The following is a 20,142-nucleotide window of genomic DNA, read 5'->3' on the forward strand; positions in this document are numbered from 1 at the left end:
AACTTATCAGGCAGCAAGTGCTTGATTAAGCGCGGATAATAATCCCTTATCACCGCAGGTATTCACTTGTCTAAAGAATAAAAGTGCATCCATATCATTATTATCATTCAGCAGATTAATCAGCGCAAATAAAGGGCCACTTAAGGTCAGATCAGCAAACACATCTTCTTCCGAAACATATTCTGTTGTTGAGCCATCCTTCGTAAATGTAATTACAAATGATTTTGAAACATCATCAGGCATCATCAATATACGTTTACCAGCAAGTTTTTCAAACTTTTCTTTTGCCTGCTCATCAAGCGCGCCAAGGTTTTCATTGATCTTTTGCGATGCAAGATCAATTGGCGGTGACGGAAATCTCTTTGTCGTGATCCCGGCTAGATAAAGCGGTGTAAATGTCCCGTGCCCACTTCTGTATGGAGTATAAGATTTTTCGGCTTTCAAACTGCTTTCTGCGATGTTCATGTGACAAGTTCCCTCAAGTAATAACAATGAGGGAACTTTGTATCAAATCGCATATATTCAGTATTTGACCTGCGTCAAAAAATACAACTTATTTAATAGGTTTAGTATTTTTTCGTTTCTTCTACCTATTGGTTTTCTTCCGGCATAAATGCCGCCATAAACTGGGTCAGTGACATTTCTTCGATTATATTGATGTTACTTGATGACACACGTTGCTTTTCAATACCCTCTGGTAATTCCGCGTTTGATAGACGGTCAGCAATTTGCATCCAGTCGGTTAATGTTCTTTCTTCCTTACGCAATGGGAAGATACGTTGAACATGACTGTTGCTGATATATTCAAATGGCGCAATGTTTTTCATCACTGAATTTGTGCCTTCGCAAAGAACGAAATCTTCGTTGCTTTCGCCCGGCGCGTATTTTTCATTTTTAAATGCAAAAATGAAATATTCCTGATCAGCGCTATTGCTGATGACATCTTTATTCGTGCTATAAAGCAGGAAATTATCCGTTCCACCACGGATTGATTTTGTCACTTCAATTTCCATAAATATGCCGCATGATAATTCCTTTGCGCCACGGTATGCCATTATTGGCTGTGATGCGACCACTTTGCCGTGAACGACTTTATCGGCATGCTTTGCGTAAGCTTCGTAATTCTGTGGAACTTTTTGCGCATGTGCAAAGGTGAACGCGAATGCGCTGGCGATTAAAATTAAAACTATTCGGTATACAATCATTGGCCTTCCTTTACTTAGAGTTAAACTAATTAAGATGCCACGAGGTGAGGAATCTTCCCCCCTAGGATTGCTCAGATGTGAACCTTATCGTACCACAAATACGTGTAAAATTACAGGAAAACAGGATTATTCGTTATTCTAGCTCAAAATCACGAATGAAGTCGTTAAGGCGCATTTCTTCGATAATATCGTCATTACCGTTATTAAGACGCCTACGCGCGATTGTGTATGGAAGCGCATTATTGGCGATACGGTTAACAAGCATCATCCATTCGCCCTTTTTCACAACCCGTGTATCTGGGTCAACGATGTTGTCTTCACGTTTATAGGAAACAAGCGGGAAAATCTGTTGTGTGATATTGGTCGCGAGATACGGCAGTTTTGAAACATCCGTACGTGTTGAACGCCCTTCAAGACAGTTTAAAAAATCAATTGCCCGGGTTTCGCCGAATTTTTGATTACGGCGCGCGATGATGAAATATTCTAAATCCTCGCCCAACAAAATATCTTCATTGGACACAAAAACTTTAAAATTATCCGTGCCGCCTTTATAACTTTTGATCACTTCCACATCCATGATGTAACCACAGACGATATTTTGATTGTCTTCGTCGTAATTATAGCGCACTTCTTCTGATCCGGTGAATTTCGCACGCACCACCTTTGCCGCACCATTGATCATGCGGTTATATGTTTTATTTTGTGCAAAGACGCTTTGTGTATATGAAAAACACACGGCAGACATAAGGGACAATATTGCAATAAAACGACTTATTTTCATAATCTTATCAAATCTTCTTAACCTAATAAATTTCCATTTCTTCTTCGGCGACGAAACAGATGGCGTGGCTCATAGCCACGGAAATCCAGTGCTGCTCAAGATTAATATCCTTTTCAATCGCATTAAAGAAAAATCTTTGCTGCGCATCAAGGCTTTTATCATATGCGTCCTTATCAAAATGGATTTCTTCACCGTTAAAAATAATCTGATTATGTGGCGTAATCGTGACCTCGCCATCTTTGGTGATGACTTGTCTGATTGGGATTTCACCGGGGTAAATCTTGGGCCCAAACCCGCTTTCGAAATAAAGCTCGCTACCGTCTTCGTAACTGACGGTCATGCGTGCATCATTAACAACGGGAAATTCGGGGTCATCTTTATGGCCTTTGGCCTTAATATCAATCACATCACCACGGGCAATCTGGTTCATGATATCCACATAATGAATTCCGCAATCAGTTAGCGGGGAAAGCCCCGCTTTTAATATGTTTTTATGCAGTTCCCATTCCGCGCCGGTGCTATATTGATTGCTGGTGATTTTTACCTGATATGGACCGGTTAATTTCTTGGCACATTCAACGAATTTCTTCCAGATGGCGTGATGACGTAAAATATACCCAACCACTAGCTTTTTGCCCGTTTTCCGCGCCATGGCGATGGAATAGCCCGCCTCGCGTCTGGTTAATCCAAGCGGCTTTTCAACGAAAACATGGGCCCCTGCCTCCATCGCGAGGGTCGCATATAACGCATGGGTGTCTGTATAGGTACTGATGATCACCGCATCGGGTTTTGATTTTTTTAAGGCCGTCTTAAAATCATGATAAAGCTGGGCGCCAGGGAATGTGGCGACCTCTTTTTCATATTTTTTAAAATTACGCGCCACAAGGCCGCAGATTTCCACGCCCTGTATTTTACTGGCCGCAACCGCATGGGCAAACCCCATGCGCCCCACACCGACTATAAGTACTCTTGTCATAAAAGGACATTAGCCCTTTACTTCGCCGCAAAGCAATAAAAATATCCATTTCCGCCAGTTGCGACGAGGTTTGTTTGACTGCAACCCCTTGATGGATGGGCGAAATTCCATGATGTCGGATTTGCGCCTCCACCTGTGCGGTCATGATGACCGACATTGCCACTGCCATCTTCGGCGGATGATGTCCAATTGCTGCAGGTATTCTCGGTTGACATACCCATAAGGTCGCTTCCGGTTAAAATGTCATGTTGGTTTGGGCTGTCGCCGCGCCCCTTGATCATATTACCCGCTTCATCCAGTGAATTTTCCTTGGAAAGCTTATTATTATCTGAATGAAGGTCATCAACATTCATGGCCACCATAACGCCGTTTGCATTATACCATGGCCCCGCGCCAATTCTGTCACGGGCATTTACGGTGCGGTCACCATTGGTTGAAAGATAGGCTTTCCAGTCCTTATCCCCCTGCCCGACATTGGACGCAAGGTTTTTACAAATCGCATCCGCGCCCGCAAGGCCATCAAGATTACCGCCGTCACCAGAACCCATCGACGTGATAAAGAAACTAAGCGATGTATCCTCTGACATTTCTTGGGCCATCGCCCCCGTGCAAAGCACCACGGCCCCCGCAACACCAATCACCACCTTTGATATTTTCATGATATTCTCCCAATGTTTGTTTTTATATTTGGAGTGTACCATTAAATTGGGGATATGTCATTTCGTACATAACCGTCATTCCAAACTTGATTTGGAATCCATGAAAACGTCAAATATTGATAAATCCATCTTAGTGATAGGATTCCGTGGATTCCGGATCAAGTCCGGAATGACAACGGTGTGGGTAATAAAAAAGCCACGCTGGATAAACCTACGAGGCTTTATATAATATTTTGTCATTACCCGACTTTATCGGGTAATCCATACAAGGACAGGTCTTTTTCTTTAATGGATAGCCCGATCAAGTCGAGCTATGACATTATTTTTTATCACTTATCCCGATACGCTGCCTCAACCGCGTTAAATTCGGCGGAAAGTTCTGCGAAACGGTCGACACTGTCTTTGCCTGGCACCTGATCGGCGTCTGAGTTGATGTTGTAAAGATAACTGATCATCCCAACAAGACCCGCTTTCGGGTAAATCACGTTTGGTGTACCCAGTGTACGGATAGTCGCGTGGACACGGTCAAATTGCGCATTGGCCACATCACCGCGTTCTTCGTTACTTTGGCCGCGGTACTGGCGGTGAAGCGCGCGATGCTCTTCGTTTGAAATCACATCAAGTTTACGCGCGTTTGAGAAAAGTTCAGCAATACGAAGCTGCATTTGTGTCTGACGTTCAAGATCAACAACATTTAATCCCTGTTCCGTTACTCGCGGATCAACAAGCAGGTTAAACGTGCTTTCCGCCGTTTGGCCACCAACCGTGATGCGCACAGCATATTGCCCCGGTGTTGCAATCGCACCATCAGAATAACGGCGTGATGCATTTGAATGCCATGGGCCAAGATGCTGCATATTCCAGCGGAAACGGTTAAGCCCCTCGTCCATTTCAAGGGCGTCCGTATTAATGTGCGCCGGTGCATTTACATCATCGTCATCCTGTTCTGTACCGTCATTGACATATGTGGTGACAACGTCACCCGCGGCATCAAGGATTTCAAGCTTAATGTCATTATGTTCACCCGCCGGCACATAATAATCAATGGCAACCGTTGGGCGCGGCAATTCCGGCACACCGTCACTGGTGCCGTCACGCGGCACACCGCGCGGATGGCGGTAACGGAAACGGTCACCCGGTGCCATAACCTTAAGTGTGTCACCAGACGCAATCGACGCGGATGCAACCGATTGAACGTTATCCATCACCCAGAAACCACGCCCCATTGTTGAAATGGCAAGATCGCCACGGATGAATTTAATGTCGGTGATCGGTGTTACGGGTAAATTTTGTTGGAATTCTTCCCAATTTTCACCGTCATCGGATGACATAAACATACCAAATTCCGTGCCCGCAATCAGAAGCCCCGGATGATCCGGGCTTTCGCGAACAACGCGCACCGGGAAATTATCCGGAATACCATCGGTAATAAGCTGCCAGCTTTCACCGTAATTTTCGGTTTTATAAATATATGGTTTCCAGTCATCAAACATATAACGCAGCACCGTGACATAAGCCTTCCCCGCCACATGGCGGCTTGGTGCGACGCTATCCACACGGCCGCCGCTTGGCATGCGTGGGGTTACTGTTTGCCATGTTGCACCGTCATCACGGGTGACCGAAACCGGGCCATCATTGGCACCGACCCAGATCACACCCTTTTCAACGGTGCTTTCCTGAATGGAATAAATGGTTGAATAATATTCTTCACCGGTAATGTCACGGGTGATCGGCGTGCCGGAAATCACTTGTTTATCCGGTTCATTGGCCGTTAGGTCAGGTGAAATTTGTTCCCATGTCACACCGTCATCACGTGTGCGGTGAAGATATTGTGAACCATGATAAACCGTGTCCGCATCATGTGGAGACACGTGAATTGGCGCAACACGTTGGAAACGGTATTTAAGATCGGCCGGATTATGGCCATAAATATTGGTCGCCCCCACGTAATAGGCGCGTTCTGTTCCCGTGCGTTTATCATATGTGCCAAAACGCCCCTTACAATCGGAATAAACGATATTGTGATTACCCGGTTTTGGAACCGCTGGGCCCGTTTCACAGCCGCCCGCATATTGAATGAATGCATTTGTGTGCTGTGCGCCCCATGGTGCGTTGCTTGGCACCATAATCGTGCTGCCGTTGTCCTGCATTCCCGCATATAACCAGTATGGATGCTGGTCGTCGACCTCAACCTGATACACTTCTGTGGTTGGTTGGTTAAACTGTGTTGACCACGATTTACCGCCATTATGGGTGACATTTGCACCACCATCGTTCGCTTGAATGAATAAATCCGGGTTATTCGGGTTAATCCACATGTCATGGTTATCACCATGAGGCACGGACATTGTTGTCCATGTTTTACCGCCATCGACCGATTTTCTTAACGGGTTTGCGTTTGAATAAATGATGTTCTCATTGGTCGGGTCGATATCAAGGTTGGTGTAATAAAACGGGCGGTTTTGAATGCCTTTATCATTGGATACATGTTTCCATGTTTCGCCTTGATCCTCTGACCAGTATAATCCGCCATCGGGGGCTGGTGCCTCAACGAGCGCGCCAAGAACACTTGAATTGGCAGGCGTAGTCGCAAGGTCGATTTTACCAACAAGCCCGGTTGGCAGACCGTTATTGATTTTTTTCCATGTTTTACCGGCGTCGATGGATTTATAAATACCGCCGTCGCCATCGGCCATTTCACCACCAGAATCAATCGTCCATGGTTTACGTTCCGCTTTCCATGCGGATGCATAAACGATGTTCGGGTTTGATGGATGGAATTCAACATCAACAATGCCAACGTCATCGGAAATATAAAGAACCTTGTCCCATGTTTCACCGCCGTCGGTTGTTTTATATAATCCGCGGTCCTCATTTGGGCCAAAGGCCGAACCAATCGCCGCCACATAAACGGTGTCGTTTGATCTTGGGTCAATTTCAACTGCGCCGATTTGCCCTGTGTTTTCAAGGCCCATATGTTTCCATGACGTGCCGCCATCAATGGATCGGTAAACCCCTTTACCGACAATCACATTGGAACGCAGGCCATCTGACCCTGTGCCCACATAAACAATATTGGCGTCATTCTGCGCGACCGCGATATCACCGATTGATGGTGTCGCGAAATAACCATCGGAAACATTCATCCATGTTGTGCCATAATCATCGGTTTTCCAAACGCCACCACCGGACGCGCCCAGGTAAAACGTCGCGATTTCATCAACCGTACCCGCAACCGCGGTCACACGACCACCACGTGTTGGCCCCACGTTTCTGAATTCATAACTTTCGTATTTCCCGCCAACATTAACACCTGCAGATACAGCCACTTGAGGTGCTGCAACCGGAAGCACCATCATCGCCGCCGACAGCAGCAACTTGTTCATATTCTTCATGGATTATCCCTTTTTTTAGTCCCTAACCTTGATAAAAATCAGGCTATCACAGGAAAAATCCCGGGGCAAGAGTAAGATGTTATGTTATTTCGTTTAGTGCTTTCTCTAATTTGTTGATCTTATTAAGATTCGCATCTAAATTTTCACTAATTTTCAAATACCTTTCCTTACTTAATGCAAATTCTTCTTCGAATTTTATTTTTTCTTTATTTAACTTTTCAAATTTTTCTCGATTATTATTTTCAACTGCCTTAATTATTTCCTGTTTCTTTGTATTAATTACATCCAATATGTCAGATAATTGTTTTTCATGTTTAGTTTGTGAAGCAAGTAAATATGAGTTGTTAGAATGCAAAGAATTAATCTGGCTTTCAGTTTTTTGTATTGATGTCTGTTTTACAAGCTCATCAATAGCTTTTCTGTTTGTTTGAAATGATTTCCAAACGTACCAAAGCACCGCTAAGGCGATGATCGGGTTTGTGATACCGCCCACAAAATCTCCGAACGTTCCCCAATCATCATTTGCAGGTGATATATTTGTTCCTGTAGCGAAATTTATTAAATAAGCCAATATGACAATTGCAAAAAGCACCAGACAAACAACAAACGGTAATTTATCAAATTTATTTTCTTCTTTCACTTACCCCTCCTCTATGAATCCTATAAATTTATATGTGTTATATCCCAGGATATTTGTTTTGAAATGATCAAGGCGGATTTTGCGACCTTCTTTGATTTGATCTATTGGGAAGTTTTGGATTTTTACCTGTACACCATTTGGGAATTTTGCGAATACGGCCAGTTCCTGTGTCGGGCCATTTGCGACCGCGGTTGATATTTCCGCGTCAACCGTGCCCACATTCACCGGCGCATCAACCATCATCACAGCACCAATAGTGAATAGTACCGCAGCAAATATGATCAGTTTCCAATTTTGAGTAAAATTCGCCACAAAGCCCCCAAGGTTATTGATGTTATATATCAATAGATAAGCGTGGTTGCTTGAAATTCAAGTATCAAAAACAATCCACATTTATCCACTTCGAGGATTTCATGGATTGTCATCGCTTCGCTCCTTCACCTAAGGTTCCCGGATCAAGTTCGGAATGAAGCTAGAGAGGCTGCGACATCACCACAAAACAACCGTCATCCCAAACTTGATTTGGGATCCACAGAATCTTATCAATGGAAAAGCGTGAGTTTTAATTTTCAAGATTACCCTCACTCCGTCACTCTCGGACTTGTTCCGAGAGTCTCATTACATTGAACAATCACTCATAATCAAAAATAGATACTCGGAACAAGTCCGAGTATGACGGTTTTGGGATATCCGAGTATAGGTTTGATAAGATTTCAAGTACTCAAGATTGTCATTGCCCGACTTGATCGGGCAATCTATTGAAGTATAGATTTATTTCTGAAATGGATACCCCGATCAAGTCGGGGTATGACGGTTTAGGATGCTGAGGTATGACTAATTCAAACTAATACGTTACAAAGGATACAGCACGAAGATTGTCAAATTCACGTTTACACGTGTCATAATCTTGTTCACATTTTACTCTTATATGATTTGCATCAAAATCAAAATGGCCTTCTTCATTCGGCAGGTAAAATCCAAAGCTAAAATTCTTAGAATTAATCTGTGGATAATTTAGTTTAACTTTCGGATATAACGATTTTAATTCTTCGAGCGTCATACCCACTCTACCGCCTAGGGATGTTGAAAATTTGTTATTATCTGTTTCTACCTGAAAAATTTTCAACCTTTCGCCACTAGCATATACCTTTACAATGCCGCAGTTTGATATTGGCACATGAAAAACCAAAACGGCTTCATCTTCGCCACTATATTTTTCAACAGTAACTCGTTCACCATCATGCAATAATTCATTAATTTCACGACCAACCTTAACGTCGCATACCTGCCCTTTCGACAATTGAACTGTATTTGATGTTTGTGCTGAAACATTAATTTGGAAAAATACCAAAAAAATTAAACTGCAAAGCATTGTAATGGATTTCATTTTTTATTTATTCCTTTTTGGTGGTGTCGGCTTTGTACGTGGTGTTACATCACCAACTCTTTGCCAGTCACGATAATACCCCATTGAACCATTAGGCCTTGGCTTATTATCTACGTGTACGCCACCATTGCTATAAATGTTAACTCTATTGAAAAGGCCAGAATTATAAGCATCAGTCGCAGTCTGGCTCGAACTATTATTTCCAATACTAATGTCTGCTGCGTCAGAAGATAAATGAGCACTATTTCTCGCGCCTGTTCCTTTTCTCACTAAAATGTCGTTTTGTGCTTTTGTTCTTGTGCCACTATGTACATCTACAACCATGCCACCTTTACTTTCACTAAGGTCAAACAATTGATTTTTGACAGTATTATCAATCGCTGCCGGGGCACCATTAGCAGTTTCAAATTCCGGCATTAATCTTATAGAACCGGATTGTGTCTGCATTGTGCCCCCGTTATTGATCTGACGTTCTCTGGTGATAGTAACCGAACCGTCTGAATTTGTTACTGATTTTTCAGTTGAACCGTTTCCAGAGACCTTAACAGCAGGATTATTTGAATTCAACGAATTTTGTACAGACGCCAAATGAATTGGTATTCCTGTTTTCGTCGCACGTATCTTCATTTTTTTTGCAAGTTCTGAAGAAGGCTGATGATATGACGTTAGCCCTATTCCATTACTGTTAAATCGATTTTCGATTTTCTTTTGCTTGTCATATTCAACTTTTAACATGTCAAGCCCGGGGTCATCGCCCCATGGATAGTCAGTGCTATCCCAAATGTATTTTTTACTCATGGTATTTTTCCTTTCGTTTAAAATTTAAGTTTGAGATAAAAAAAGAGACAGGCCCGACAATTTTCATTGTCAGTTCTGTCTCATATAATTGTTTACCAAGCGTCAGTCGGGCGCCGGGTAAAGTCAATAATTTAATAGCTGCAAAATGTGTGATACGTTGTACCATTACACAAAAATTTCAACCATTATCAAGTAGTCAAAATTTGTCATTGCCCGACTTGATCGGGCAATCTATTGAAGTATAGATTTATTTCTATAATGGATACCCCGATCAAGTCGGGGTATGACGGTTTGAGATTCTATTCACCCTTCACCATTTTGGGGGTGATGAATTCGTTTAGGGTGGCGATACCGAAATCGAGGTCTTTCCATGTGCTTAGGAATTCCATTTGGATGTAACCACATGTTGGCACATTGAGGATGTCGGAACCGGTCATGCGGTTGGTGAATTCGGTGATGGCGGGGTTATGGCCGACGATGACGACGTCCGATAATCCCTCGTCTATCCTGCGGCACCATAACATTAAATCAAGGGCGCTAAATGTGTATAAATCCTCATCAATTTCCCATTTGATATCTTGATCCGTCAAATGATGAGCGATGTTTTCGATGGTGGTTCTGGCGCGTAATGCGGGGCTTGCGAATGTATTTTCAAATGTGCATCCGGCATCATGAATAATGCCTGCCATCAATTCACAAGCCTTATGCCCGCGGGCGTTAAGGGGGCGTTCAATATCGCTTAAATCCCCGCTGTTCCAGCTTGATTTCGCGTGTCTTATTAAATGTAATTTTTTCATATTTTATAGTGTACTCACAATTCACAACTTTAACAATTATAGTTACAAGAAATTACAATTTAGTGACACAACCATAGCGATACTGCATTTATTTGCAAAATGGCCAAAATTTTGTTACGCTATTTCAATGGGATAGAATAATAATAACAGAAAAGGGTATATAAATGGGACTATTGATTGCTGGTGTTTTGCTATGGTCCGTTGTTCATTTAATGCCCGCCGCACTGCCGAATTTTAGAAATTCACTTGCCCAAAAAATGGGGAATGGCTACCGCGGGTTATTCGCGCTATTGATCCTTTTGTCGCTCGTGATGATCGTCATGGGATGGCGTTCTACCATACCCGCCATCATGTATGATGTCCCGGATGGCGCGGTCAGTACAACCAGCCTGTTTATGATTATTTCCATATTCCTGTTTGGTGCTGCCAATGGTGACAGCAACGTCAAACGTCATATCCGCCACCCCATGTTAATGGGAATGATTTTATGGGGCGCGGGCCATTTAATTTCAAATGGCGAAAACAGAAGCATAATTTTATTTGGTGGCTTGGCCTGTTGGGCGGCACTTGAAATTATTATGTTGAATATGCGTGACCGTGAATACGAAAGACCGGCACCCGTTCCATTAAAAAAAGACATCATCCGTGTGGTGGTGGCGATTGCGGTTTATGCGGTCCTTGTGTTCGCGCACCCTTATTTCACCGGAATGCCCGTAATGGTAATGTAAAGTTATTGAAGGGAAGTTAGAATGAGTGAAGAAATGGAAATGCCCGCTAACCTCACGTTAGAAGACGTGATACCGGGTATTGAAAAATTTGTCGTCGAAATCGAAGAAGAAGTGAAGCTTCATCACACCCATCCCGAATGGATGGATTTTGATGAACAATGCAATGAAGAAAAAAACCTGATCGTTCGTGTTGAATTGATCATGGGTATGCTGAACGGCGTGATGAGCCAGTTTTCATTGCCGGCGGAACATGACCTGTCCAAAAGGATTTCTGCCGCGAAAAATTATTTTCAAAAGGTCAATTATATATAAGCATATACAAGATACCCGACCAAGATAAGAACCGCCACCTTTGCAACCACAAATGCAATTATAAAGGTAGGCGGTTTATTTTTGGCGTTATCATCATCTTGGGCCATCAACATTAATCCAGTAAATGCGCGGGCAATGGCAAATCATCGCTTTCGCGCTGCCACATGCTGGACATGATCCACCAACGACCATTATATTTACGCATTTGAAAAACCGTGACACCACGGGCGGTGTAATTTTCATTTTCCCACGCATCCGATATGCCATATGTGCTGATCACGTTGGCCATATCGCCAAAACGCTGTTCATCACGTGAAATTTCGCGTTCGTAAAAATCCGTTGAAATGGTTTGGAATTTCTTCGTCATCACCACTTCTTCAACGATACCATGAACCAGTTCACCGTCCGGTGTGCTGATATTCAGTTTCGCATTCGGTAAATATAGCGTCAGAATACGTTTATAATCCCTAATCCCCGGCGGGCCGGACACGGCCTCATAATAGGCGCGCATGACACTATCGATACTATCCACATCATTCGGGTTAACCCCTTCTCTTTCCTGCGCTGCCGCAGATGAAATTACGGTGGTGATAAACGCGAAAACGATCAATAAATACTTCATGGTGAACCCTTTTATAAAATTTCATGTACGCTACCTTGCAACCATTTATAAAACAAGAAAAAAACCCGCCGACATAATCCGGCGGGGTTTAATTGATTAATATTCATACAGATATTTTTGGCGCATTTCATAATCATAATTATTGTAATTCAAGGTTTCAGGCGATTTACTTTGATGATCTGATAACCCTGTTGCGCCAAGTCCTATACCTGCCCCTGTACTGTTAAACTGTATAGTTTTATTGATATCGGGGTTTTGGTTAACATGTTTTCTAATACGCTTGGCAACTTCGGGAGCAACCGTTTTTATATAATTGGGATCAGCCATATATGCACGAATTGATTCCGCCATTAATTCACGAGGAATATCTTCATCACCATAACCAAAATGTTGAGGACCAAATTGATTGGTCGAGTTTTCCCTACCGGTATTCATAGTATGATAAACGCTTCGTAGGTTGTTTTCGATACCAGCCGTGGGAATTTCACCAGCCGCTTGATCAATCACATGACCAATTTCGTGGCCATAGACTTGCTTATAATAATCATCGTCAAGTGTGTTTAAAATGCCAATCTCTATTGGTTTCTTGGTTAACGGGTCAAAGTACGTCGCACCTTCAGTGTTGGGTCCGAGATATTCTGCAGAAACTCCTTCCGCCTTATTTCCCATGATTCCCGTTGAGATTTCGTCATAAACTTCTGGCGATATTCCTCGATCAATTCCGCCTTGTGTCGTTCGACCAGCGACAAATCTTGCGGTGAGCGGGTTTCCATCAATGTCCTGAGCCAATCGTCCTTGATTTCCTGGGTATTGACTTTCGATTTTTGCCCCATATGGATAATCCTCATTAAAATCACGTAGTGGTTTATTTGGTGGATTATACAAGTTCAGTTCTTCTTCAGCAAGGTACGACGTACGATTATTGCTAAGTTTCTTTGAATTATTTAAAGCGCCCAATGATCCAACTGTTGGTAATGTTACAGGTGCCGATGTCACCGCTAGTAAATCACGTTCAAGCCTATTAGCCGAATTTGGTGGCATACCGAATTCTCGCGCTGTTTGTGCAACTGATGAAGCCACGCCTTCTGTAGCAGCACCAATGGATTGTAAGGCTGTGTATCCTGCTTTCACCGGATTGACAAACAATGATTGATTTACAAAATTTAGAGTATCAATTCCAGTGTTTGTAAATGTACTTCCAAAATCGCGTGGAAGGCTTAAATCCGTTTCATTAAACTGATTTACGCCTGCATTAATAATCCTCTGAGCAGGATTACCACCTAATTCTTGCTGATTGTCATCAAAAGTATTTTGATTTTTTAGAGTGTTACTATTTGCAAATTCAGTCGGAATACCTGCCAAACTAGGATCATATTCTACTTTTGTTGATGATTTTGACGTGTTTAAATCCCAAGGATCAATTCGCCTTTCTAATTCTTCAATTTTGGTATCAAGTAGCTGCTCAACACCGGAGTCGATATAGCCACTATTCAAATAGTTTTGTTTCTTCTGTTTTAGTTTTTCAAGTTCAGTTTTATTGGCGTTATCGCCGCTTTTAAAATATTGCATCGCAACATCCTTTCGTAATTTTGTAGTTAAAATAATAACCCCGCGAGGGGCGCTCGCGGGGTTTGGTAGGGTTTAAAGAACATATTTCTTATAATGTTCGCTATATTGGTCTGTGGTGCCTTTGCCGTGTTTGGTGTTCCAGTATTTCTTCCAATATGCCGCCTGCCCGTCCAGTGTTTCTGGAATAGGTTCGCGGACACGGAAATACTGTAGACGTGCAGCGGCTGTCGCGAATGCCAGATTCATCGTCAGATTTTCTTTTAAGCTTAAGCCCGGTGCCTGATATTTATCCATCAGGGCTTTTGTCTCGGGTCTAAATTTCAAGAAATTCTCATATAAATCATAAAGGGTCGCGGGTTCCATTTGATATCAATGGCAACGAAATGGCGCAGATATTAATGGCGCAACCGAAGCCACATATGAATTAACCCAAGATGATGTAACCCACGACATTCAAGTGATCGTCAGTTACACCGACGCATTCGGCAATCCGGAAAGCGTGACATCAAACGAATTCACAAACATTGGCAACAGCAATGACTTACCAACGGGTGATGTTACCATTGACGGCACGCTTATGGAATTAAGCACCCTCACCGCCAATGTCAGTAATCTGGCTGATCTGGACGGCCTGGGCACACTGCATTATCAATGGAAGGCTGGCGGATCAAACGTTGGTACAGACAGCAATCAATATACATTAAGCCAATCCGATGTTGGTGAGGTGATCACGGTTACAGTGACATATACCGATGGATTTGGTGCATCGGAAACCGTAACATCAGCAGGCACATCACCGATCCTGAATTATAACAATGACCCTGAAGGTGACATCACCATCAGCGGCACCGTGGCACAGGGTCAGGAACTGTCTGTAGTCAATACCGTAACGGATATCGATGGCATAACAACCGGCCCAGAAGCATACCAATGGTATGCGGATGGTGTGGCAATTTCTGGTGCCACCGGAACATCATACACATTGACACAGGCCGAAGTCGGCAAAAACATCACCGTCAAATATTCATATACCGATGATGAAACAAACGACGAGTCCGTTACATCAGCAGAAACAATTGATGTGGTGAACGTCAACGATTTACCGACTGGTGGCATTTTCCTTACTGGTTCGTGGGATCAGGGCTTCACACTTGGTATCAACACTTCAAACCTTGTGGATATCGACGGTCTTGGCGCCTTTAATTACCAATGGCAACGCAATGGTGTTGATATCAATGGCGCGACCCAATCAACACATCTTCTAACGCAGGATGATGTGGGCGATGATATCCGTTTGGTCTTAACGTACACCGACCAAGAAGGCACACCGGAAACAGTTATTTCCAATGTGGCTTTAGGGATCGGCAACGTTAATGACAACCCAACGGGCAACATCACAATTTCCGGTACAGGCACCGAGGATCAAACACTTAACCTGATCTCAAATGATGTCGCCGATATCGACGGCCTTGGTTCCTTTAGTTATCAATGGCAGGCAGATGGTGTTGATATTGTTGGTGAAACGGGTCTTTCACTGACACTGACCGATGACCATGTCGGCAAAGACATCACAATTGTCGGAAAATATACTGACGGGCATGGGTATAACGAAACCGTTTCGTCAAATTCCATCGATGATATTCAAAACATCAATGATGACCCAGCAGGCGGCGTCACCATTTCCGGCACGGCACGCGAAGGCGAAATTTTACAGGCGATCACAAACACCCTCGCTGATGATGACGGTCTTGGCACGTTAAGTTATCAATGGAAAGCCGACGGCGTTAATTTCGGTAGCAACATCGGACATATCGCCCTATCACAAGAACATGTAGGCAAAAACATCACCGTCACCGTTAGTTACACGGACGCACACGGCACACCGGAAAGCGTTACATCAAGTGAAACCGTCGATGTGGTCAATGTTAATGATCCTGTTATTGGCAAGCCGGTCATCACCGGCAATAATTATGTTGGTTCCGTTCGCGGCATTGACATGAGCAGCGTTTCCGACGAAGACGGCATTGGCGTACTTAATTACCAATGGAAAGCAGACGGTGTTGATATCGCCGGCGCAACCGAAAGCACATACCGCACAACCCATGACGACGCGGGTAAAGTCATTTCTGTAGTAGTAAGCTACACCGATGCTTACGGCCAAGCCGAAAGCACAACATCCGATGATACAGGCGCAATAGGTTATGATGCTGCCTTTTTCCTATCTGGTACATGGTATCCTGTTGGTAATAATTCATCATATCTTGATCAATCGGCAGCAACTGCAGATCTTCAAATCCTTCACGGTGGTAACGGAAATGGAAGCGATTATTTCATAACCGGTTCCGGTAATGATTATGTCGACCTTGCAGGTGGTATAAACAAAATAAGCACAGGCGCAGGCAATGACGCCATTAAGTTCAATGGTACAGACATCATTGATGGCGGTGCGGATAGCGATTATATTTCATTTACCGTCAGTGGTCAGACAATTGACCTTGCCAACATGCAGGTGGTGAATGTTGAAGAATACCTTCTTAATAATACCAATATCACCATTTCCGCTGATAGTGTCGAGGCCGCAACGGATGCCAATAACCTGTTAAAATTATCAGGTGGCAGCAATGTATTTTCCAATGACGCATGGACACCTGGCGGTACAAGTGGCCAATATACGGTTTATACCGCAACCGCCACATCCGGCGACACAGTTACGATCCATTTACATACGTCTACTGGACCAACTCCGGTATTCATGCGTGATATGGGGGGTGATATTTATACAGCCGCAAGCAACGTAGCCCATAACATTGATTGGAGCGACCGGACAGCCAATCTCACAATTAACCTTGGCGGTGGCGCAGATACGTTTATAAGCGGATCTGGTAATGATTTCGTAACGCCAAACAATGGCGCAGACATCATTAATCTTGGCGCTGGTAATGACAGCATTGAATATGCACTTGAAGACACCATTGATGGCGACACAGGGTTCGATACGATTATTTTACAATCAGATAACCTTGACTTAACACCGGACGTGACCAAAGTTTCCAATGTCGAACAAATTTTCATGAACGGTAACAACAATGTCGTCATTTTAACCGCTGATGATGTTGAGGCAATAACAGACGCCGACAATGATTTATGGATTTCAACAACTGGCCTTGCCAATACGGTGATCTTAAACGAAGACTGGGTTCAAGGCGGCCTTGTCACCCACCCTATCGGGTCAAATCAATTCCGTGAATATACCCGCACGGCAACATCCGGTGATACGGTAACGATTTATCTTGAGGAAGATGCATATTCCGTTGGCTACGCGCACGGCTTTAGCGCGATTACAACAACCTCGATCACATCAAATGACCCAACCGGTTCCGTTTATTATGAAAAATCAACCTATAGCGGCCCACATATAAATATTCAGGGTGGTGCCGGTGATGATCATTTTACTGCGGGTGACCGTGATGACACCATTTACACCCAAGGCGGCAACGATACCGTTTATGCCGGTGGTGGTGACGACCGAATTAACCTGAATACCGGTGCCGATTTGGTTTATGCCGGTGACGGCGATGATTTCATCCAAATCTGGGATACTACATCGGCCCATACCATTTACGGTGAAAATGGCAGCGATACCCTCATTTATAAGGGGTTAGGCTCGTTTGACGGCGGTACCGACAGTGGTCTTGATACGGTTGATATTAGAACAGCGGGTACGACATTTGATCTATCCACTACGCAATTCACCAATATCGAAGCCATTAGCATTTCCACTTATGCAGTTCCGGATAACATAACGGCCGACGATGTTGACCTGGTCACAGAAGCCGGTAAAGACACCCTAAAGGTTCGTGGCTCGGGCACGGTTTATTCCACCGATGATTGGACTGTTCAAAACTTCAGTAATATTGATGGAACTGTTTATTACCATTATACGGCAACGGCCACATCCGGTGACACCATGACCCTTAGCGTCCAATCGGGAATGGATGCATTCTATAACGCGGATGTCGATGGATCATACACTGCTGGTGAATTAGTCGGTTTTGAAAGCACAGGTGTTAATACCTATGCCGCGATCAATGATTTTGATAGCGCCATGAATTTAAGTAACGATTCAAATAATCTGACTGTTTATAATAGACGTGGCGAAAATTCCATTGAAACCGGAAGCGGTAATGACACTATCCATACGGATGTCATCTATGGAACCTATAATGGTGGTAGTGGTAATGATACGCTTATTTTCAATGGCCAAAGTATTTCTACATCAATGTATGGTAGTTATTCAAACATTGAAAATCTGACCCTTAACGGTGTTGGTATCACATTGAATATTAGCGCAAGTAATATTTACGGCATCAATGCATCAAATTCGCTGAATATCACATCAAATGCGTCTACCAATGGCATCAATTTTACCGGAAGCTGGTCTCTTGATTACGAAGATGCAAGTATTGTCCGCTTTACATCAAACGATGCAGCAGCACCTGTTTATGTGAACATTAATAAATCCGGCAATTATAATGAAATTATCAGCAACATTACCAAACAAACCTCGAACCAGTTCTTAGGCGCGAGCGATAAACCGGCGATTTTCTATAAACCGGATAGCGGCAGTAGTTACCTTATTTTTAATGAATCCGATGGTGGTTTTTATGCCACAGGTTCCGGTACAGATAGTGTCTGGAATAAAACCGGCTTTATCACATGGGACGGCGGCGCCGGCACGGATTATCTGAATTATTCACAACGAGGATCTGGCGTTAACATTAACCTGTTAACCGATACCCACACCAATGGCTCTAGCCCAAGTGACAAAATCGATAATGTGGAATGGATCACTGGTTCAAATTTTAATGACGTTATTTACGGCGAAAATCATAATGAAAACTTCCTTGGCGGTAACGGAAATGACACCTTAATGGGTGGAATGGGCCTTGATATCATTAAGGGCGAAGGGGGTAATGATATCATTTACGGTAGTAACGCCACGACCAATGACAACATTCTTGATGAACTTTATGGCGGTAGCGGAAATGACACGATTTATTTCCATTATGGTGATCGTCTCTATGGTGAGGGTAATTTCGACAAGGCAATTTTAATGTCAACTGTAGACACAAACATCAACCTTGGTGATGAAATCTATAGAACCCTTGAATTAATAAACATTGACGGTAACCACGCAAACAGCCTTATCGCCGATCAGGCATCAATCTTTACAACGACAGGTGGCGGAAATATTCTTTATGTTAATGGCGGGGCCGATGACACACTTTACTTAGACGAAGCATGGTCAAAAGTGACCACAACATTTTATGATGGCGTAATGTATGACACCTATACATTTACAGGTACAACAATACACATAAGCCAGAATATTGGTTCCATTAAATATTCCCCAGATGTGGATGGTGTTTATAGCCCGGGTGAGATTCACGGATACACCACCTCCGGAATATATACATCCATCAATGATTTCGACAGTGCCATCAATTTATTCGGTTCTGGCTCTGCCCCGTTAAATATCGACAGTGGTGGTGGTAACGATCATATTGTTACAAGCAGTGGAAACGACTTCATTAGAGGCGGCGCGGGTAATGATTATATTGACGGCGACACCGGCGAGGATGATATCAATGGTGAAGCGGGTGATGATACCATCGTCTTTAACAATGATTTAATCAGTTTCTTTGATGGCGGTAGCGGTACAGACACATTATTATTTGATGACTTCGGCCTAAACATCGATTTCAACATTTATAATGTTGATGACATAGAAATCATCGACCTTGCTGATAAAGGAAACACAATCTCGTTCACAATATTTGATATGCAGAATATGACGGAACAAGGTGATGACTTTGAATACACCCTTATCATTAAGGGCGGCGGGTCTGATGTTGTTAATTCACTAGGACAATCTTGGATTAATACTGGCCCAGAAGCGATCGATGGACAATTTTATACGAAATATGAAACAGGACTTTACAATCTGTTGATTGATGATGACATCACAATGAATATTTCCTAATCAATAAATGGCGGTGTTCTTTTGGGGTACCGCCGATTATTTTTTTCTTTACAGATATAGTGACTTAATGTTTACTGCCCGACATGATTTTTGGGGGCGATGGAATGGTTAATTCTGTCGATTTTTTCCCTGCTTAAAATTATCAATTCGTATTTTTTGAAAGTATCTAGTATTGAAAAATGGCAGTGATTAATGGGTCACAGCAAATCAGTTAAGTTTTTATGTAAATT

Annotated in this window: 17 protein-coding genes; 3 read left to right on the top strand and 14 right to left on the bottom strand. The window is 43.2% G+C overall.

The features are described from left to right. Window positions 1–6: 6 nt before the first annotated feature. From KW060_RS08255 to KW060_RS08305, 11 genes are all read right to left on the bottom strand, one after another. A complete protein-coding gene (locus KW060_RS08255) occupies window positions 7–465 on the bottom strand; it encodes an SCP2 sterol-binding domain-containing protein (protein WP_249034339.1) in 459 nt (152 codons plus the stop codon). A gap of 125 nt (window positions 466–590) precedes the next feature. Further along, a complete protein-coding gene (locus KW060_RS08260) occupies window positions 591–1,205 on the bottom strand; it encodes a hypothetical protein (RefSeq protein ID WP_249034340.1) in 615 nt (204 codons plus the stop codon). Between the two features lie 133 nt (window positions 1,206–1,338). Further along, on the bottom strand, window positions 1,339–1,986 hold the full coding sequence (locus tag KW060_RS08265; protein WP_249034341.1) for a hypothetical protein: 648 nt from the start codon (window positions 1,984–1,986) through the stop codon (window positions 1,339–1,341). A gap of 22 nt (window positions 1,987–2,008) precedes the next feature. Continuing rightward, complete coding sequence (locus KW060_RS08270; protein ID WP_249034342.1) at window positions 2,009–2,962, bottom strand: Gfo/Idh/MocA family protein; 954 nt, start codon at window positions 2,960–2,962, stop codon at window positions 2,009–2,011. A 17-nt stretch (window positions 2,963–2,979) separates the two neighbouring features. Then, complete coding sequence (locus KW060_RS08275) at window positions 2,980–3,621, bottom strand: hypothetical protein (protein WP_249034343.1); 642 nt, start codon at window positions 3,619–3,621, stop codon at window positions 2,980–2,982. A gap of 329 nt (window positions 3,622–3,950) precedes the next feature. After that, window positions 3,951–7,016, bottom strand: coding sequence for a WD40/YVTN/BNR-like repeat-containing protein (locus KW060_RS08280; protein ID WP_249034344.1), 3,066 nt, complete (start codon window positions 7,014–7,016; stop codon window positions 3,951–3,953). Between the two features lie 79 nt (window positions 7,017–7,095). Beyond that, window positions 7,096–7,656 (bottom strand): hypothetical protein, encoded by a 561-nt coding sequence (locus tag KW060_RS08285; protein WP_249034345.1) that lies wholly within the window; start codon window positions 7,654–7,656, stop codon window positions 7,096–7,098. Further along, window positions 7,657–7,968, bottom strand: a complete 312-nt coding sequence (locus tag KW060_RS08290; protein WP_249034346.1) for a hypothetical protein — start codon at window positions 7,966–7,968, stop codon at window positions 7,657–7,659. 532 nt (window positions 7,969–8,500) lie between these two features. Then, window positions 8,501–9,043 carry a hypothetical protein gene (locus KW060_RS08295; RefSeq protein ID WP_249034347.1) on the bottom strand — a complete coding sequence of 181 codons (543 nt, stop codon included), beginning with the start codon at window positions 9,041–9,043 and terminating at the stop codon, window positions 8,501–8,503. Between the two features lie 3 nt (window positions 9,044–9,046). Next, entirely contained in the window at window positions 9,047–9,841 is a 795-nt protein-coding gene (locus KW060_RS08300) for a D-Ala-D-Ala carboxypeptidase family metallohydrolase (protein ID WP_249034348.1), read from the bottom strand. Between the two features lie 299 nt (window positions 9,842–10,140). Then, a complete protein-coding gene (locus KW060_RS08305) occupies window positions 10,141–10,638 on the bottom strand; it encodes a SixA phosphatase family protein (protein WP_249034349.1) in 498 nt (165 codons plus the stop codon). A 164-nt stretch (window positions 10,639–10,802) separates the two neighbouring features. Here KW060_RS08305 and KW060_RS08310 point away from each other — a divergent pair, with 164 nt between their 5' ends. Next, complete coding sequence (locus KW060_RS08310; RefSeq protein WP_249034350.1) at window positions 10,803–11,366, top strand: NnrU family protein; 564 nt, start codon at window positions 10,803–10,805, stop codon at window positions 11,364–11,366. 21 nt (window positions 11,367–11,387) lie between these two features. Beyond that, on the top strand, window positions 11,388–11,678 hold the full coding sequence (locus KW060_RS08315) for a hypothetical protein (RefSeq protein WP_249034351.1): 291 nt from the start codon (window positions 11,388–11,390) through the stop codon (window positions 11,676–11,678). Window positions 11,679–11,790: 112 nt separating this feature from the next. Here KW060_RS08315 and KW060_RS08320 read toward each other — a convergent pair whose 3' ends face one another. From KW060_RS08320 to KW060_RS08330, 3 genes are all read right to left on the bottom strand, one after another. Continuing rightward, window positions 11,791–12,300, bottom strand: coding sequence for a Cif family virulence factor (locus KW060_RS08320; RefSeq protein WP_249034352.1), 510 nt, complete (start codon window positions 12,298–12,300; stop codon window positions 11,791–11,793). A gap of 96 nt (window positions 12,301–12,396) precedes the next feature. Then, window positions 12,397–13,869: a hypothetical protein gene (locus tag KW060_RS08325; RefSeq protein ID WP_249034353.1), complete on the bottom strand. Its 1,473-nt coding sequence runs from the start codon at window positions 13,867–13,869 to the stop codon at window positions 12,397–12,399. Between the two features lie 72 nt (window positions 13,870–13,941). Then, window positions 13,942–14,193: a hypothetical protein gene (locus tag KW060_RS08330; RefSeq protein WP_249034354.1), complete on the bottom strand. Its 252-nt coding sequence runs from the start codon at window positions 14,191–14,193 to the stop codon at window positions 13,942–13,944. A gap of 133 nt (window positions 14,194–14,326) precedes the next feature. Between KW060_RS08330 and KW060_RS08335 the strand changes: the two genes are divergently transcribed. Beyond that, window positions 14,327–19,912: a beta strand repeat-containing protein gene (locus KW060_RS08335; protein ID WP_249034355.1), complete on the top strand. Its 5,586-nt coding sequence runs from the start codon at window positions 14,327–14,329 to the stop codon at window positions 19,910–19,912. Window positions 19,913–20,142: the final 230 nt, after the last annotated feature.

The organism is Pseudemcibacter aquimaris (assembly GCF_028869115.1).
GTDB lineage: Bacteria > Pseudomonadota > Alphaproteobacteria > Sphingomonadales > Emcibacteraceae > Pseudemcibacter > Pseudemcibacter aquimaris.

Coding starts and splice junctions, on each gene's coding strand:
- KW060_RS08255 (WP_249034339.1), bottom strand. CDS start 465: ATGAACATCGCAGAAAGCAGTTTGAAAGCCGAAAAATCTTATACTCCA.
- KW060_RS08260 (WP_249034340.1), bottom strand. CDS start 1,205: ATGATTGTATACCGAATAGTTTTAATTTTAATCGCCAGCGCATTCGCG.
- KW060_RS08265 (WP_249034341.1), bottom strand. CDS start 1,986: ATGAAAATAAGTCGTTTTATTGCAATATTGTCCCTTATGTCTGCCGTG.
- KW060_RS08270 (WP_249034342.1), bottom strand. CDS start 2,962: ATGACAAGAGTACTTATAGTCGGTGTGGGGCGCATGGGGTTTGCCCAT.
- KW060_RS08275 (WP_249034343.1), bottom strand. CDS start 3,621: ATGAAAATATCAAAGGTGGTGATTGGTGTTGCGGGGGCCGTGGTGCTT.
- KW060_RS08280 (WP_249034344.1), bottom strand. CDS start 7,016: ATGAAGAATATGAACAAGTTGCTGCTGTCGGCGGCGATGATGGTGCTT.
- KW060_RS08295 (WP_249034347.1), bottom strand. CDS start 9,043: ATGAAATCCATTACAATGCTTTGCAGTTTAATTTTTTTGGTATTTTTC.
- KW060_RS08300 (WP_249034348.1), bottom strand. CDS start 9,841: ATGAGTAAAAAATACATTTGGGATAGCACTGACTATCCATGGGGCGAT.
- KW060_RS08305 (WP_249034349.1), bottom strand. CDS start 10,638: ATGAAAAAATTACATTTAATAAGACACGCGAAATCAAGCTGGAACAGC.
- KW060_RS08310 (WP_249034350.1), top strand. CDS start 10,803: ATGGGACTATTGATTGCTGGTGTTTTGCTATGGTCCGTTGTTCATTTA.
- KW060_RS08315 (WP_249034351.1), top strand. CDS start 11,388: ATGAGTGAAGAAATGGAAATGCCCGCTAACCTCACGTTAGAAGACGTG.
- KW060_RS08320 (WP_249034352.1), bottom strand. CDS start 12,300: ATGAAGTATTTATTGATCGTTTTCGCGTTTATCACCACCGTAATTTCA.
- KW060_RS08325 (WP_249034353.1), bottom strand. CDS start 13,869: ATGCAATATTTTAAAAGCGGCGATAACGCCAATAAAACTGAACTTGAA.